Here is a 15,786-nt window from a genome sequence, read left to right as displayed (position 1 = left end):
GGCTTCCTCCCAGGTTTGCGGTTCAAGGCTTCGCGGCTTGTTTGTCTCGCAACTCGCGCCGCAGGATCTTGCCTACCGGGGTCTTCGGCAGTTCGGTGCGGAACTCGATGAATTTCGGCCGCTTGTAGCCGGTCAGATTGTCCTTGCAGAAGGCGCGCACCGCCTCCTCGGAGAGCGCCTGGTCCTTCTTGACGATGAACAGCTTCGGAACTTCGCCGGAATGCTCGTCCGGCACGCCGATGGCGGCGACCTCCAGCACGCCCGGCATGCCGGCAACCACCTCTTCCAGCTCGTTCGGATAGACGTTGAAGCCGGAGACCAGGATCATGTCCTTCTTGCGGTCGACGATCTTGGTGAAGCCTTCCTCGTTCATGAAACCCATGTCGCCCGACTTGAAGTAGCCGTCGGCGGTCATCACCTTGGCCGTCTCGTCGGGCCGGTTCCAGTAGCCCGCCATCACCTGCGGGCCGCGGATGCAGATCTCGCCCACCTCGCCGACCGGAAGATCGTTGCCATCATCGTCGCGGATGGCGATGTCGGTGGACGGTATGGGCAGGCCGATCGTGCCGGTGAAGGAAGCGCCGTTGACCCGGTTCGCGGTGGCGACCGGCGAGGTTTCGGAAAGGCCATAGCCTTCGGTGATCGCGACCTTGGTGACGGCCTGCCAGCGATCCGCCACCGATTTCTGCACCGCCATGCCGCCGGCCAGCGTCAGCACCAGCGACGAGAAGTCGAGCTTGCGGAAATCCTCGTTGTTGAGCAGCGCGTTGAATAGCGTGTTCAGGCCCGGCAGGAAATGGAAGGGCTGCTTCCGCAGCTCCTTGACGAAGCCGGGAATGTCGCGCGGATTGGGGATCAGCAGGTTGAGTGCGCCCTGCTGCATGCCCATCATCGCGTTCACGGTCAGCGCGAAGATGTGGTAGAGCGGCAACGCGCAGACGAATGTCAGGTTTTCCGGCTTTTTACGCACGGTATAGGCATCGTCCAGCCACAACGTGAGCTGCTCGACATTGGCGAGAATGTTGCGATGCAGCAGCGTCGCGCCCTTGGCGACGCCGGTCGTGCCGCCGGTGTATTGCAGGAAGGCGACGTCGTCCGGGCCGACCTCCACCGGCGTGAAGCGGGAGCCGGCGCCCGTCTTCAGCGCCGCGTTGAAGGGGATGTGCCCGGGCAGCGACCAGGCCGGCACCATCTTCTTGACCTTGCGCACCACCAGATTGACCAGCACGCCCTTGAGGCCGAGCAGGTCGCCCATGGTGGCGACGACGACGTGCTTGACCGACGTGCGGCCGATCACCGCCTGCAGCGTCGCGGCGAAGTTCTCGAGGATGACGATCGCCTCGGCGCCGGAATCCTTGAGCTGGTGCTCGAGCTCGCGCGGTGTGTACAGCGGATTGACGTTCACGATGGTGCAGCCGGTCTGCAGGATGCCCATCATCGCCACGGGATACTGCAGGATGTTGGGCATCATCACCGCGACGCGTGTGCCCTTGGCGAGCCCCCTCGACTGCAGGAAGGCCGCGAAGGCGGCCGCCTTCGCCTCGAGCTCGGAGAAGCGCATCGTCTTGCCCATGCAGACGAATGCCGGACGGTCGGCATGGCGGCGGCACGACGCGTGGAAGAACTCGCCGATCGAGTTCGCCGGAAGCGGCCCGATCTCGGCGGGAATGGTTTTCGGGTAGCTCTTCAGCCAGGACCTGGCTGGAACGCCGGTTTCGCGCGCTGCTGTGGCCAACATATCCTCCCCTGCGGGCCGGCGCCTCGCGACTGCGGGCAGCCGGCTTTCTTCATACTTTGTATTGCGCCGGCTTTGCCCCGCGCAAGCCTTTGCCGCCGTTTGTGCCGATGCCGCAACGGCACGGCGTCGCCGCGGCCGTTGCGGCATCGGCGAGGAGGATCCGTTGCCGGCACAACTATTCCGCGAAATTGCGCGGATTGCTGCTTTCAGGAAATCATATGTCTGCCACGGCCGGCAATTCGAAACAAAAATTTCCCTTCCGGAACGGAAACCGTGCGGGGAGTTCCAAAGCCCCATATTCTTTGCTTATATGCCGCCTTCGCGAGCCTGCTAGAGGGGCTTGGAATAAGAACAGGGAGAACCCGATGATAAGGAAACTGACGTTCGCGGCCGCGCTGCTGGCGGCGACCGCGCTGGCTGGCGCGGCGAACGCGAAAACCTTCGTCTATTGCTCGGAAGCGTCGCCGGAAGGATTCGACCCCGGGCTCTACACCGGCGGAAACACCTTCGACGCATCCGCCCACCCCGTCTACAACCGTCTGCTCGAGTTCAAGAAGGGCACCACCGAGGTCGAGCCGGGCCTGGCGGAGAGCTACGAGGTCTCCGACGACGGCCTGCAATACACCTTCAAGCTGCGCCAGGGCGTGAAGTTCCAGACCACCGACTTCTTCACGCCGACGCGCGAATTCAATGCCGACGACGTGATCTTCTCCTTCGAGAGGCCGTGGAAGGAGGACAATCCCTGGCACAAATATGTCGAGGGGGCGTCCTGGGAATATTTCGCCGGCATGGGCATGCCCGAGCTGCTCGACAAGATCGAGAAGGTCGACGACCACACCGTCCGCTTCACGCTGAAGCGCAAGGAGGCGCCGTTCCTCGCCAATGTGGCGATGCCCTTCGCCTCGATCCTGTCCAAGGAATATGCCGACAAGCTGCAGGCCGACGGCAAGATGAACCAGATGAACCAGATGCCGCTCGGCACCGGTCCGTTCACCTTCGTCGGCTATCAGCAGGATGCGGTGATCCGCTACAAGGCCAACCCGGACTACTGGGGCGGCAAGCAGCCGATCGACGACCTGGTGTTCGCCATCACCACCGACGCCGCCGTGCGCTACCAGAAGCTGAAGGCCGGCGAGTGCCACCTGATGCCCTATCCGAACGCCGCCGACGTGGCGTCGATGAAGGCCGATCCGAGCCTGAAGATATCGGAGCAGGAAGGCCTGAACGTAGCCTATCTCGCCTATAACGCCACCCAGGCGCCGTTCGACAAGGTCGAGGTGCGCAAGGCGCTGAACATGGCGATCAACAAGCAGGCGATCGTCGACGCCGTGTTCCAGGGCGCCGCCACGCCGGCCAAGAACCCGATCCCGCCGACCATGTGGTCGTACAACGACGCGATCGAGGACGACAAATACGATCCGGAAGCGGCCAAGGCCGCCCTGGAAGCTGCTGGCGTCAAGGACCTGTCGATGAAGGTATGGGCGATGCCGGTGGCGCGTCCCTACATGCTCAACGCCCGCCGTGCCGCCGAGCTGATCCAGTCCGATTTCGACAAGATCGGCGTCAAGGTCGAGATCGTCTCCTATGAATGGGCCGAGTATCTCGACAAGTCCAAGGCCAAGGACCGCGACGGCGCGGTGATCCTCGGCTGGACCGGCGACAACGGCGATCCGGACAACTTCCTCGACACGCTGCTCGGCTGCGACGCCGTCGGCGGCAACAACCGCGCGCAGTGGTGCAACAAGGAGTTCGACGATCTGGTCACCAAGGCCAAGGAGGCGAGCGACCAGGCCGAGCGCACCAAGCTCTACGAGGAGGCGCAGGTCGTGTTCAAGCGCGAGGCGCCTTGGGCCACCCTCGACCACTCGCTGGCGATCGTGCCGATGCGCAAGGAAGTGCAGGGCTTCGTCCAGAGCCCGCTCGGCGACTTTACCTTCGACGGCGTCGATCTGGCCGAATAAGGCCCGACGCAGAGGTTGCGGAAGGGCGTTCGCGACGGCGGACGCCCTTCTGTTATGATCGGCAAACGGTCCCGCAGCGCTCCGGACGTGCGCTGGCCAGCGGATCGCATGCGCGGCGCGATGGCCGGCGGGGCCTGCAGCGCGCAGGACATCTGGAGTCCACATGCTTCGGTTTCTTCTCAGACGGCTGGCTGTGCTGATCCCGACCTTCATCGGGGTATCGATCATCGCCTTCTCGTTCATCCGGATGCTGCCCGGCGATCCGGTGGCGCTGCTTTCCGGCGAGCGTGTGATGTCGCCGGAGCGGCATGCCGAGATCTCGCATCAGCTCGGCTTCGACCGGCCGATCGTCATCCAATATCTCGACTACCTGTGGGGGGTGCTGCGCGGCGACTTCGGCACCTCGATCTCGACCAAGGGTTCCGTGCTGGAACAGTTCCTGCAGCTTTTCCCGGCAACCCTCGAACTGTCGATCTGCGCGATCATCGTCGCCATCGTGCTCGGCATTCCGGCCGGCATCTTCGCGGCGATCAAGCGCGGCTCCTTCTTCGACCAGAGCGTCATGGGCGCTGCATTGGTCGGCTATTCCATGCCGATCTTCTGGTGGGGGCTGCTCCTGATCATCCTGTTCTCCGGCATCCTGCAATGGACGCCGGTGTCGGGGCGCATCTCGCTGATGTTCTTCTTCCCGCAGGTGACCGGCTTCATGCTGATCGACTCGTTGCTGTCGGGGCAGGAAGGCGCCTTCAAGTCGGCCGTCAGCCACCTGATCCTGCCGACGATCGTGCTGGCCACCATCCCGCTCGCCGTCATCGCCCGCCAGACCCGCTCGGCCATGCTCGAGGTGCTGGGCGAGGATTATGTCCGTACGGCGCGTGCGAAAGGCCTGTCGCCCTTCCGCGTGGTCGGCGTGCATGCGCTGCGCAACGCCATGATCCCGGTGATCACCACGATCGGCCTGCAGGTCGGCGTGCTGATGGCCGGCGCCATCCTCACCGAGACGATCTTCTCCTGGCCGGGCATAGGCAAGTGGATGGTCGATTCGGTGTTCCGCCGCGACTACCCGGTGATCCAGGGCGGGCTGCTCATCATCGCCGGCATCATCATGCTGGTGAACCTGGTCGTGGACCTGCTCTACGGCCTAATCAACCCGCGCATCCGGCACTGAGGAGGGCGCCATGGTTCAGACGACCGCAATCGAACCCGTATCGCTCGATCCATCCCGCCGGCGCCGGCTCGCCGACTTCTGGTATTATTTCTCGGAGAATCGCGGCGCCGTCATCGGCCTGTGGGTGTTCGTCATCCTGGTGGCGCTGGCGTTGCTTGCGCCGCTGATCGCGCCGCATGCGCCGAATGCGCAATACCGCGACGCGGTGCTGCTGCCGCCGGTCTGGCTGGACGGCGGCAATGCCGGCTATCTGCTCGGCACCGACGCCGTCGGCCGAGACATGCTCTCGCGGCTGCTTTACGGCGCGCGCTTCTCGCTGTTCATCGGCGTGGTGGTGACCACGCTGGCGCTGGTCGGCGGCATCGTCGTCGGTGTTTTCGCCGGTTATGTCGGCGGCTGGGTCGACACGGTGATCATGCGCGTCATGGACATCATCCTGGCCTTCCCGTCGCTGCTGCTCGCCCTCGTGCTTGTGGCGGTGCTCGGCCCCGGCCTGACCAATGCGATGATCGCCATCGCGCTGGTGCTGCAGCCGCATTTCGTGCGGCTGACGCGCGCCGCTGTGATGGCCGAGAAAAGCCGCGAATACGTGATCGCCGCGCGCGTCGCCGGCGCCGGGCCGATGCGGCTGATGTTCAGGACCATCCTGCCCAACTGCATGGCTCCGCTGATCGTGCAGGCGACGCTGTCTTTTTCCAACGCCATCCTCGACGCCGCAGCCCTCGGCTTCCTCGGCATGGGCGCGCAGCCGCCGACGCCGGAATGGGGAACGATGCTGGCGGAAGCGCGCGAATTCATCCTGCGCGCCTGGTGGGTGGTGACCTTCCCAGGCCTGGCGATCCTGATCACGGTGCTCGCCATCAACCTGATGGGCGACGGCCTGCGCGACGCGCTCGACCCGAAGCTGAAGCGGTCATGAGAAATGCAGGCCTGGATCGGACCGGCAATCGTTGCAGCGGTTATTTCGGGGCTGGTCAGCCTTGTGCTGGTCCAACTCAATGTTCGTCAGTCCCGAAGAACCGAGCAGATCAGGCGGGACGAGAAGATCCGGGATTTTCAGATCGCCTTGCGCGCCGAGATTCGAGCCGAACTCCGGAATCTCTCACAGTACGACATCGAGCTTCAGCGCCGCGAGGTGAAGCACCGCTACGATACGGTCGAAGGATATTCCGTGTCAGTACCTCGCCCGGTCAGGCAGGCGGTCTTCGATGCCCTCATCCAGGACATTCATATCCTCCCGGAAACTGTCATCGATCCCGTCGTGCTGTTCGCGCGGCAGCGAAATGCATTGGCGAGTCTCGTCGAGGATATGAGGGACCCTGCGTTCAGGATTTTATCCAAGGACCAGCAGATGGCGATGTATGAAGACTATCTGAGAATGTGGGAAACCTGGCGCGATTTGGCGCAGAACGCCGAGGCGGCACTCAATGGAGCATCAATATCCGGGCCGAGGACCGGTTTGTCCGGTGATCGGCTTGGGAGTGGGTAGAGGCTTCGACTGGCTCATCATGTGCTCCATGTCTTAGGACGTAGGTTCGATAGGAGGCCAAGTCCAGAGATGTCAGCTCCGACAGGCAAGGTATAGCAAAAATGCCCCTTCTCGAAATCCAAAATCTCATCGTCGAGTTCCAGACGGCGTCCGGCCCGTTCCGCGCCGTCGACGGCGTGTCGCTGTCGATCGACCAGCGCGAAGTGCTGGCGATCGTCGGCGAGTCCGGATCGGGCAAGTCGGTGTCGATGCTGGCGGTGATGGGGCTTCTGCCGTGGTCGGCAAAAGTGAGCGCCGACCGGATGACGTTCGCCGGCCGCAACCTGCTGTCGCTGTCCGTCGCCGACCGCCGCAGGATGGTGGGCAAGGACATGGCGATGATCTTCCAGGAGCCGATGGCCAGCCTCAATCCGTGCTTCACCGTCGGCTTCCAGATCGAGGAGGTGCTGAAGGTGCATCTCGGCCTCGATCGCAAGGCGCGGCGGGCGCGCGCCATCGAACTCCTGAAGCTGGTCGGCATCCCGCAGCCGGAAGACCGGCTCGGCCATTTCCCGCACCAGATGTCGGGCGGTCAGTGCCAGCGCGTCATGATCGCCATCGCGCTCGCCTGCAATCCCAAGCTGTTGATTGCCGACGAGCCGACGACGGCGCTCGACGTCACCATCCAGAAGCAGATCCTTGACCTCCTGATGCGGCTGCAGGCCGAGCACGGCATGGCGCTGATCATGATCACCCACAATATGGGCGTGGTCGCCGAGACGGCCGACCGCGTCATCGTCCAGTACAAGGGCAGGAAGATGGAGGAAGCGGACGTGCTGTCGCTGTTCGAGAACCCGAAGAGCGACTACACCCGGGCGCTCCTGTCGGCGCTGCCGGAGAATGCCACCGGCGATCGGCTGCCGACGATCTCCGATTTCATGACCGATGGCGGCTTCCGCGGAGCAGCGCAATGACCGGTCCGATCCTCGAGGGCAAGAACATCGTCCGCGACTACCACATCCGCGGCGGCATGTTCGGCGCGGCGCGCACCATCCATGCGGTCAAGGGCGTCAGCTTCAAGGTCGACAAGGGCAGGACGCTGGCGATCGTCGGCGAGAGCGGTTGCGGCAAATCGACTCTTGCCCGCATCATCACCCTGATCGATGCGGCGACCGCGGGCGAGCTGTTCATCGAAGGCAGGAAGGTCGATATTTCCAAGGGCGGTCTGACGCCGGAAATGCGCCGCAAGGTGCAGATCGTCTTCCAGAATCCCTACGGTTCGCTCAATCCGCGGCAGAAGATCGGCGACGTGCTCGGCGAGCCGCTGCTGATCAACACGACGCGGACCGCCGAGGACCGCCGCGAGCTCGCCATGGCGATGCTGAAGAAGGTCGGGCTCGGCCACGAGCATTACAACCGCTATCCGCACATGTTCTCCGGCGGTCAGCGCCAGCGCATCGCCATCGCCAGGGCGCTGATGCTCAATCCCAGCCTGCTGGTGCTCGACGAGCCGGTGTCGGCGCTCGACCTGTCGGTGCAGGCGCAGGTGCTCAACCTGCTCGCCGACCTGCAGGACGAGTTCGGGCTGACCTATGTCTTCATCAGCCACGATTTGTCGGTGGTCCGCTACATCGCCGACGACGTGATGGTGATGTATTTCGGCGAGGCGGTGGAGTACGGCAGCCGCGACGCCGTGTTCTCCGACCCGCAGCACAGCTACACCAGGACGCTGTTCGCCGCGACCCCGCGCGCCGACGTCGACAGCATCCGCGCTCGCCTCGCTCGAAAAAACGCGGCCTGAAACGCAGGGTATGCTTTCGCGACGCGGGCTGCGGGCGGCCGCGTCGCGGTTCCATGAAGCGCCGGAGGCCGGAACCGCCGGCTACCTATGCGTCGACACGCGAACGAGCCGCCGTCTGCAGGCGTTCAGTCAGCCGCCTGCGCCTTCCAGATAGGTGATGATGGCAGCTCGCTGCTCGGCGTTGGGAATGCCGACGGTCATCGTCGTGCCCGGGACCGTCTGGCGGGGCGCGGCGAGAAAGGTATCGAGCGTCTGGCTGTCCCAGACGATGCCGGACTTCTGCATCGCCGGCGAATAGCGGGCCCCCTCGACGCTGCCGGCCGTCCGGCCGACGACACCGGACAGATGCGGGCCGGCGCGGTTCTGGCTTGCGTCCATGGTGTGGCAGGCGCCGCAGCGCTGGCGGAACAGCCGCTCGCCGTCGGCCTGCTGCGCGAAAGCGACGGTCGGCAGCAGCAATCCGACGGCAATCAGCAGCCCGGTGAAGGCCGGGCGCGCATGGCTGACGCCTTCGGGCAGAGATGGCAGGGACGACGCCGTCCGCACGGCGGCGCGGGCAGGCGAGAGAGAGTGTGCACGGTTCATGGGATCACCTCTGTAGTCCGTGGGAGGATTCGCGTTCGCGGCAGCGAGCGGTTCGCCCGCGTCCCGAGCGCGGGTGGGGAGGCCGGATGGGAAATGGCGGAGGCTCTGTTCTCTGTTCGGCCAGGAGATGGAATCTTCGGACGCGGAACAAGATCGCCGCGCCCGATCGGAAGGAGACTGTCAGATCGGCAGGGTTCTCAGGCCGGCCGGCTCCGGCACCTCGGGCGCTGGCGCCGGCGCGACTTGTTTCGTCATGTCGATCCGCGGCAGCCGGATGATGGCGCGCAGACCTTTCGTCCGGTTCTCCAGCAGGATGTCGCCGCCGTGATGGCGGGCGATGGCCCGCGCGATCGACAGGCCGAGCCCGACGCCGCCTGTCTCGCGGTTGCGCGACTGTTCCAGCCGGAAGAAGGGGGCGAACACCTGTTCCATATCGGCGGTCGGGATGCCCGGCCCGCCGTCCTTCACCACGATGTCCAGGCTGTCAGGCTTCCGGACCACGCTCACCGTCGCGTGCTCGCCGTAGCGGACGGCATTTTCGACGAGGTTGCGTATCGCCCGGCGCAGCGAGTCCGGCCGGCAGCGGTAGAGCACCTTGGGGCCTTCGCTGACGGTGACGTTCTGGCCGAGTTCGGCGAGATCGTCGCACAGGCTGCCGACCAGCGCCGAAAGATCGACGGTCCGCGTCGCCTCGACCGCGGCGTCCTCGCGCGCATAGGAAAGCGCCGCCTCGGTCATCGTCTGGATTTCCTCGATGGTCTTCAGCATCTTCTCCTGAAGCTCGTGATCCTGGACGAATTCGGCGCGCAGCCTGAGCGAGGTGAGCGGCGTGCGCAGATCGTGGCTGATCGCCGCCAGCATGCGCGTGCGGTCCTCGACGAAGCGCTGCAGGCGCTCCTGCATGCGGTTGAACGCCTCGGCCGTCAGGCGGATGTCGTCCGGCCCGGATTCAGGCAGGCGCGGCACCGTCTCGCCGCGGCCGAACAGCTCGGCCGCATTGGCGAGCCGCCGCAGCGGCCGGGCGATCGCCTGCGCGCCGAAGATGGCGATGGCCGACAGGATGAGCGCCGTCAGCCCGAGCGACATCGCCGATTGCGACGTCCAGAACGCGTTCGGTATCGCCTTGGCGTAGGCGGCATTCAGCCAGGTGCCGTCGTCCAGGCGGACGGAAAGGCCCATGCCGTTCGGCGCGGCGTTCATGTAGAGGAATTTCGCCGGCCGCGTGAAAGGGCCGACGCCGTTGGTCGACACGTCCAGCATGCGCGGCGACACCGACGGATCGGCGCTATCGACGCCCGTCGAGGCCTGCCCGTTCAGGGCAGCCGCGTATTTGCCGGCGACGCCCGGCAGCGGCTTGGACAATTGAGCGAAAGCCTCCTTCTGCCAGGCCAGCGGATCGCTCGGCCCGTCGCGGGAGGTCCAGAAGCGCGTATAGACCGTGCCGCTCACGTCGAGGATGTCGGGCCGCAGCGACGGGGGCGTCGTGTCGAGCAGCAGGGCGAGCGACGAGGTGCGGCTGACGAACTCGCCCTTCGCCGCCGAGTGCAGGGCCTGGCCGCGCTCGTCCCAGGAGATCAGGAAGGTGATCGCCTGCGACAGCGCCAGGGCGAACAGCACCAGCGTGAGGAAGCGGGCCGCGAGGCTTCGTCTCCACAGCAGCATCATGCCTGGGCCACCTCTGCCGTGAAGCAGTAGCCGCCGCCCCAATGCGTCTTGATCAGCATGGGGTTTCTCGGATCCGCCTCGATCTTCTTGCGCAGTCGGCTCACCTGGTTGTCGATGGCGCGGTCGAACCCGTCGGCGGTGCGGCCGACCGTCAGGTCGAGCAGCTGGTCGCGGCTGAGCACGATGCCGACATGCTCGATGAAGGCGGTTAGCAAGCGGAACTCGGCCGTGCTCAGCGCCACCGCGACGCCGTCGAGGCCGACCAGCTCGCGGCGGCCGACATTCAGCGTCCAGCGGTCGAAGCGCAGCGCGCTCGACTTCAGCCGGCCGCGCTGCGGCGGCAGGCTGTTGACGCGTCGCAGCACCGCCTTGATGCGCGCCAAGAGCTCGCGCGGGTTGAAGGGTTTGGTCAGGTAGTCGTCGGCGCCGATCTCCAGGCCGACGATGCGGTCGACCTCCTCGGCCATGGCGGTGAGGAAGATGATCGGCACGTCGACGGTGCCGCGCACATGCCGGCAGGCAGCGAGCCCGTCCTCGCCCGGCATCATGATGTCGAGCACGATGAGATCCGGCAGGCTGCGCTCGAGCAGCCGCTTCAGCGCCGTCGTGCTGTCGGCGACGCTGACGCGATAACCCTGCTGGGTGAGGTATTTCCCAACGAGGTCGCGGATATCCCTGTGGTCGTCGACGACCGCGATGTGCTGCGTCGCTTCCATGCAATGCTCCAGGGCCTGCCAATAATCGGCAAGCATCGACGATATTCAGTCCGCCTCTACACGGATGTTCACCTTCCGCACCATGGCGGCAATCTCCGGCGACTTCAACAAAACGTGAGAAGTGTAACGAAATGTAACAGGCGCATCTGCCTGCGACAGCTTGCGATGAACTGCCGGTCGCCGGGACAAGGTTCTGCGACAGCTCCCGCCTAGCTTGGCCCCGCCGCTAGCCGGGATTCCCGTCCGGCCGCCTGAGTGCGCCGCAAACGGGTCGTGATTCCCAAGCCAGCTTTTGACCGAAAGGAACGCAAATGGCCAGACTGACCATCAACGGCACCCCACGGGAGGTCGAAGTCGATCCGGACACGCCGCTGCTTTGGGTGATCCGCGAGCAGATCGGGCTGACGGGAACGAAATACGGCTGCGGCGTGGCCGCCTGCGGCGCCTGCACGATCCACATCGACGGCGTTGCGACGCGCTCCTGCGTGCTTCCGGTGAGCGCGGTGGAGGCGGACCAGCAGATCACCACGATCGAGGGGCTTTCGCCCGACAGCTCGCATCCGGTCCAGCAGGCCTGGCTGGCGCTCGACGTGCCGCAATGCGGCTACTGCCAGGCCGGCATGATCATGGCGGTGGCGGGTCTGCTCCAGCAGAACCCTAGCCCCACCGACGAGGACATCAACGCCGAGATCACCAACATCTGCCGCTGCGGCACCTACAACCGGGTGCGCGCCGCCATCAAGCTTGCCGCCAATGGCGGTGAAGCCACCACCCAGGGCGGCTGAGGAGAACGGTCATGAACGCGATAATCTCCATCTCGCGCCGCAGCTTCATCGTCGGCGTCGCCTCGACGGCCGGCGGCCTGTCTCTCGGCTTCAACGTACCTTTTCTCGAGCCCGCGCATGCGCAAGGCGCCGAGACCGTGCCGGAGATCAACGCCTGGGTGGTGATCAGGCCGGACGACACGGTGGTGATCCGCATCGCCCGCTCCGAGATGGGGCAGGGAACGCTGACCGGCCTGGCGCAGCTCGTCGCCGAGGAGCTGAACTGCGACTGGTCGAAGGTCACGACCGAATATCCGTCTCCGGCCGAGAATCTGGCGCGCGACCGCGTCTGGGGCAATTTCTCGACCGGCGGCAGCCGCGGCATTCGCGAATCGCACGAATACGTTCGCCTGGGCGGTGCGACCGCGCGCGAGATGCTGATCGCCGCCGCCGCTGCCGAGTGGGGTGTGCCGGCAAGCGAATGCGTGGCGAGCATGGGCATGGTCACGCATGCGGCGTCCGACCGGGCTGCTTCCTATGGGCAGTTGGCGGCGGCGGCCGCGCGGATCACGCCGCCCGCCAACGTTCCGCTCAAGGATCCCAAGGACTGGACCATCGCCGGCAAGCCGCTGCCCCGGCTCGATACCGCCGACAAGCTCAACGGCTCCCAGGTCTACGGCATCGACCTCAAGCTGCCCGGCATGCTCAACGCGGTGATCCGCGCCTGCCCCTATTTCGGCGGCAAGGTCGCGGGATTCGACGCCGCCGCGGTCGCCAGCATGCCGGGTGTCCGCAACGTGGTGCAGGTCGACGAGACGGCCGTCGCCGTGGTCGCGGACACCTGGTGGCAGGCCAAGACGGCGCTCGATGCGCTTCCGGTCACCTGGGACGAAGGCCCCAACCGCGACGTGACCAGCGCCTCCATCGCGGCGATGCTGGCGGAAGGGCTCGACGCCACGGATGCCTTCATCGGTGCCGAGGCGGGCGATGCCCGCGCGGTTCTGGCTTCGGCAACCCGCACGGTGACCGCGACCTACGCCTTCCCCTACCAGAACCACGCCACCATGGAGCCGATGAACGCCACGGCGCTCTACACGCCGGAGCGCTGCGAGGTGTGGGTGCCGACCCAGAACGGCGAGGCGAGCCTGGCGGCGGCCGCCGAGGCAGCCGGCCTGCCGGTGCAGCAATGCGAGGTGCACAAGATTCATCTCGGCGGCGGTTTCGGCCGGCGCGGCAATTTCCAGGATTATGTGCGCCAGGCCGTCGGCATCGCCAGGCAGATGCCGGGAACGCCGGTGAAACTCATCTGGTCGCGCGAGGAGGACATGCTGCACGGCGCCTACCATCCGACCACGCAGTGCAAGCTGACCGGCGCGCTCGACGCCGACGGCAATCTCACCGCGCTGCACATGCGCATTTCCGGCCAGTCGATCCTGGCGGCGGTGCGGCCGGAAGGAATGCAGGGAGGCATGGATCCGGTCGTCTTCCAGGGTCTCGTGCTCACCGGCGCGGAAGGTACGCTGGCCTACGGGGTCGATAATCTGCTGATCGACCATGCCATGCGCAACCCGCCAATTCCGCCGGGCTTCTGGCGCGGCGTCAACCTCAATCAGAACGCCGTCTACGTGGAGTGCTTCATGGACGAACTCGCTCATGAGGCAGGGCAAGACCCGCTCGCCTTCCGCCGCAAGCTGATGGCCAACCATCCGAAGCACCTTGCCGTGCTCGAGGCGGTGGCGGAGCGGATCGGCTGGGATACCCCGCCTGCGGCCGGCATCCATCGCGGCCTTGCGCAGATCATGGGTTTCGGCAGCTATGTCGCGGCGGCGGCGGAAGTATCCGTCACCGACGGACAGTTGACGATTCACCGCATCGTCGCCGCCACCGATCCCGGCCATATGGTCAACCCCGCGCAGATCGAGCGGCAGGTCGAAGGCTCCTTCGTCTACGGCCTCTCCGCCTGCCTGTACGGCGAATGCACCGTCAATGGCGGGCGCATGGAGCAGGAAAACTTCGACAGCTACGAGGTCGTGCGCATGGCCGACATGCCGGCGGTGGAGACGATCATCATGCCGTCCGGCGGTTTCTGGGGCGGCGTCGGCGAGCCGACCATCGCGGTTGCCGCGCCTGCCGTCCTCAACGCCATCTTCGCGGCCACAGGCAAACGCATCCGCACGCTGCCGCTGAAGAACCATGACCTGGCATGACAGGATGAAGGACGGGCGCGGGCGATTGTCCGCGACTGTCCTGCTTGCCGCCCTGGCGGCGGCCGCGCCGGCTCTGGCCGACACACCGGTGCAGGTCGCCGCGCCGCCCGGTGCTGCCGCCTGCAGCGGCTGCCACGGGCCGGCGGCGCTCGGCTCGGCTATCCCGTCTCTGGAAAATCATGCGGCGGCCGATATCGCCGTGCAGATGCAGGCCTTCCGCAACGGCGAGCGTTCGGCGACGGTGATGGGCCGTATCGCCCGGGGATTTACCGAGGAAGAGACGCGCGCCATCGCCGAATGGCTCGCCCGACCGGAGGCGGAGCGCCATGCCCAGCCGTAGGGTTCTGCTCGGCGGCGCGGCGGCAAGTATCGCCGCGACCATGCTTGCCGCACCGCATGTCCATGCGCAGGCGCGCCCACGTGTCGTGGTGATCGGCGGCGGTTTTGCCGGCGCGAGCTGCGCCCGCGCGCTCGCCCTGCTGAATGGTGATATCGCGGTCACGCTGGTCGAGCCGGAGACGAGCTACATCGCATGTCCGTTCAGCAATGCCGTGCTGGCGGGGTTGCGCGGCATGGAGGCGCAGACCTTCGGCTATGACGGCTTCGACGGCATCGCGCTGATCCACAAGCGGGCGGCAGCCGTCGATACCGAGCGCCGCCGCGTCCGGCTGGATGACGGCACCGACATCGACTACGCCCGGCTGGTGCTGGCGCCCGGCATCGACCTCAACTTCGAGGCGCTGCCGGGTTATGACGCAGCGGCCGCCGAGATCATGCCGCATGCCTGGAAGGCGGGGCCGCAGACGCTGCTGCTGCGCGATCAGTTGGCGGCGATGCCGGACGGCGGGACGGTCGTCATTTCGGCCCCCGCCAATCCCTTCCGCTGCCCGCCCGGCCCCTATGAGCGGGCGAGCCTGATCGCGCACTACCTCAAGACCGCCAAGCCGCGGTCGAAACTGATCATCCTCGACGCCAAGGACACCTTCTCGAAGCGGAGTCTGTTCGAGGCGGCGTGGCGCGAACTCTATCCCGGCCTGATCGAATGGGTGCCGCTGTCGGCCGGCGGCCGGGTGACGGAAGTCGATCCGGCGACGAAGACGCTGGTGACCGAGTTCGGCAGCCATAAGGCCGACGTCGCCAACGTCATCCCGCCGCAGCGGGCGGGGGCGATCGCGCAGGCCGCCGGTGTCGCCGACCGGACGGGCTGGTGCCCGATCGATCCGGTCACCTTCGAGTCGCGCCTCCAGCCCGGCATCCATGTCGTCGGCGACGCTGCAATCGGCGGAGCGATGCCGAAATCCGCATTCAGCGCCAACGCCCAGGCGAAAGCCTGCGCGGCGGCGGTCGCTGCCCTGCTGCGGGAGCGGGAGCCGGCGCAGCCGAAACTCATCAACACCTGCTACAGCCTGGTGGCGCCGGATTACGGCATTTCGATCGCCGGCGTCTACCAGCCGCGCGATGGGTTGCTGGCGGAAGTCGAGGGTGCGGGCGGCGTCAGCCCGCTCGATGCGGCCACGGACGTTCGCGAACTCGAGGCAGTCTATGCCGAGGACTGGTTTCGGACGATCACCAGCGAAGTGTTCGGATGAAAGGTATAGCCGGTCTTGTGATGGCAATGGCGCTTGTCGCATCGGCCGCTCGCGGCGACGAGGTTGCCGCGTGTGTCTTTACCCCCGCCCCTAACCCCTCCCCACAAGCGGGAGGGGGACTTGG

The 15,786-nt window shown here is 66.0% G+C and carries 14 protein-coding genes; 10 read left to right on the top strand and 4 right to left on the bottom strand.

The window, feature by feature from the left end; genetic code table 11:
- Positions 1–22 precede the first annotated feature (22 nt).
- Positions 23–1,738, bottom strand: coding sequence for a long-chain-fatty-acid--CoA ligase (locus C7I84_RS22020; RefSeq protein WP_245428562.1), 1,716 nt, complete (start codon positions 1,736–1,738; stop codon positions 23–25).
- 365 nt (positions 1,739–2,103) lie between these two features.
- On the opposite strand from C7I84_RS22020, the gene C7I84_RS22015 reads away from it, so the two are divergent.
- From C7I84_RS22015 to C7I84_RS21990, 6 genes are all read left to right on the top strand, one after another.
- The gene (locus C7I84_RS22015; protein WP_106774367.1) at positions 2,104–3,699 is read left to right on the top strand and encodes an ABC transporter substrate-binding protein; all 1,596 of its coding nucleotides are present in this window, start codon (positions 2,104–2,106) and stop codon (positions 3,697–3,699) included.
- A gap of 163 nt (positions 3,700–3,862) precedes the next feature.
- A complete protein-coding gene (locus tag C7I84_RS22010) occupies positions 3,863–4,867 on the top strand; it encodes an ABC transporter permease subunit (RefSeq protein WP_106774366.1) in 1,005 nt (334 codons plus the stop codon).
- Positions 4,868–4,877: 10 nt separating this feature from the next.
- Positions 4,878–5,786, top strand: coding sequence for an ABC transporter permease subunit (locus C7I84_RS22005; RefSeq protein ID WP_106774365.1), 909 nt, complete (start codon positions 4,878–4,880; stop codon positions 5,784–5,786).
- Between the two features lie 3 nt (positions 5,787–5,789).
- Positions 5,790–6,356: a hypothetical protein gene (locus C7I84_RS22000; RefSeq protein WP_106774364.1), complete on the top strand. Its 567-nt coding sequence runs from the start codon at positions 5,790–5,792 to the stop codon at positions 6,354–6,356.
- A 101-nt stretch (positions 6,357–6,457) separates the two neighbouring features.
- The gene (locus tag C7I84_RS21995; RefSeq protein ID WP_106774363.1) at positions 6,458–7,309 is read left to right on the top strand and encodes an ABC transporter ATP-binding protein; all 852 of its coding nucleotides are present in this window, start codon (positions 6,458–6,460) and stop codon (positions 7,307–7,309) included.
- Positions 7,306–8,136: a dipeptide ABC transporter ATP-binding protein gene (locus C7I84_RS21990; RefSeq protein WP_106774362.1), complete on the top strand. Its 831-nt coding sequence runs from the start codon at positions 7,306–7,308 to the stop codon at positions 8,134–8,136. The genes C7I84_RS21995 and C7I84_RS21990 overlap by 4 nt, the downstream gene beginning before the upstream one ends.
- A gap of 129 nt (positions 8,137–8,265) precedes the next feature.
- Here C7I84_RS21990 and C7I84_RS21985 read toward each other — a convergent pair whose 3' ends face one another.
- From C7I84_RS21985 to C7I84_RS21975, 3 genes are all read right to left on the bottom strand, one after another.
- A complete protein-coding gene (locus C7I84_RS21985) occupies positions 8,266–8,721 on the bottom strand; it encodes a c-type cytochrome (RefSeq protein WP_106774361.1) in 456 nt (151 codons plus the stop codon).
- 180 nt (positions 8,722–8,901) lie between these two features.
- On the bottom strand, positions 8,902–10,386 hold the full coding sequence (locus C7I84_RS21980) for an ATP-binding protein (RefSeq protein ID WP_106774360.1): 1,485 nt from the start codon (positions 10,384–10,386) through the stop codon (positions 8,902–8,904).
- Positions 10,383–11,102: a response regulator gene (locus C7I84_RS21975; RefSeq protein WP_106774395.1), complete on the bottom strand. Its 720-nt coding sequence runs from the start codon at positions 11,100–11,102 to the stop codon at positions 10,383–10,385. The genes C7I84_RS21980 and C7I84_RS21975 overlap by 4 nt, the downstream gene beginning before the upstream one ends.
- A gap of 311 nt (positions 11,103–11,413) precedes the next feature.
- On the opposite strand from C7I84_RS21975, the gene C7I84_RS21970 reads away from it, so the two are divergent.
- The 4 genes from C7I84_RS21970 to C7I84_RS21955 are packed head-to-tail and all read left to right on the top strand — an operon-like array spanning position 11,414 to position 15,662.
- Positions 11,414–11,887 carry a (2Fe-2S)-binding protein gene (locus C7I84_RS21970; RefSeq protein ID WP_106774359.1) on the top strand — a complete coding sequence of 158 codons (474 nt, stop codon included), beginning with the start codon at positions 11,414–11,416 and terminating at the stop codon, positions 11,885–11,887.
- An 11-nt stretch (positions 11,888–11,898) separates the two neighbouring features.
- The gene (locus tag C7I84_RS21965) at positions 11,899–14,073 is read left to right on the top strand and encodes a xanthine dehydrogenase family protein molybdopterin-binding subunit (protein WP_106774358.1); all 2,175 of its coding nucleotides are present in this window, start codon (positions 11,899–11,901) and stop codon (positions 14,071–14,073) included.
- Entirely contained in the window at positions 14,060–14,413 is a 354-nt protein-coding gene (locus C7I84_RS21960) for a c-type cytochrome (protein WP_245428561.1), read from the top strand. The genes C7I84_RS21965 and C7I84_RS21960 overlap by 14 nt, the downstream gene beginning before the upstream one ends.
- Positions 14,400–15,662, top strand: a complete 1,263-nt coding sequence (locus C7I84_RS21955) for an NAD(P)/FAD-dependent oxidoreductase (protein ID WP_106774357.1) — start codon at positions 14,400–14,402, stop codon at positions 15,660–15,662. The genes C7I84_RS21960 and C7I84_RS21955 overlap by 14 nt, the downstream gene beginning before the upstream one ends.
- The last annotated feature ends 124 nt before the right edge of the window (positions 15,663–15,786 follow it).

It is taken from the genome of Kumtagia ephedrae (assembly GCF_003012745.1).
GTDB lineage: Bacteria > Pseudomonadota > Alphaproteobacteria > Rhizobiales > Rhizobiaceae > Kumtagia > Kumtagia ephedrae.
This window is presented reverse-complemented; position numbering and strand designations above follow the sequence as displayed.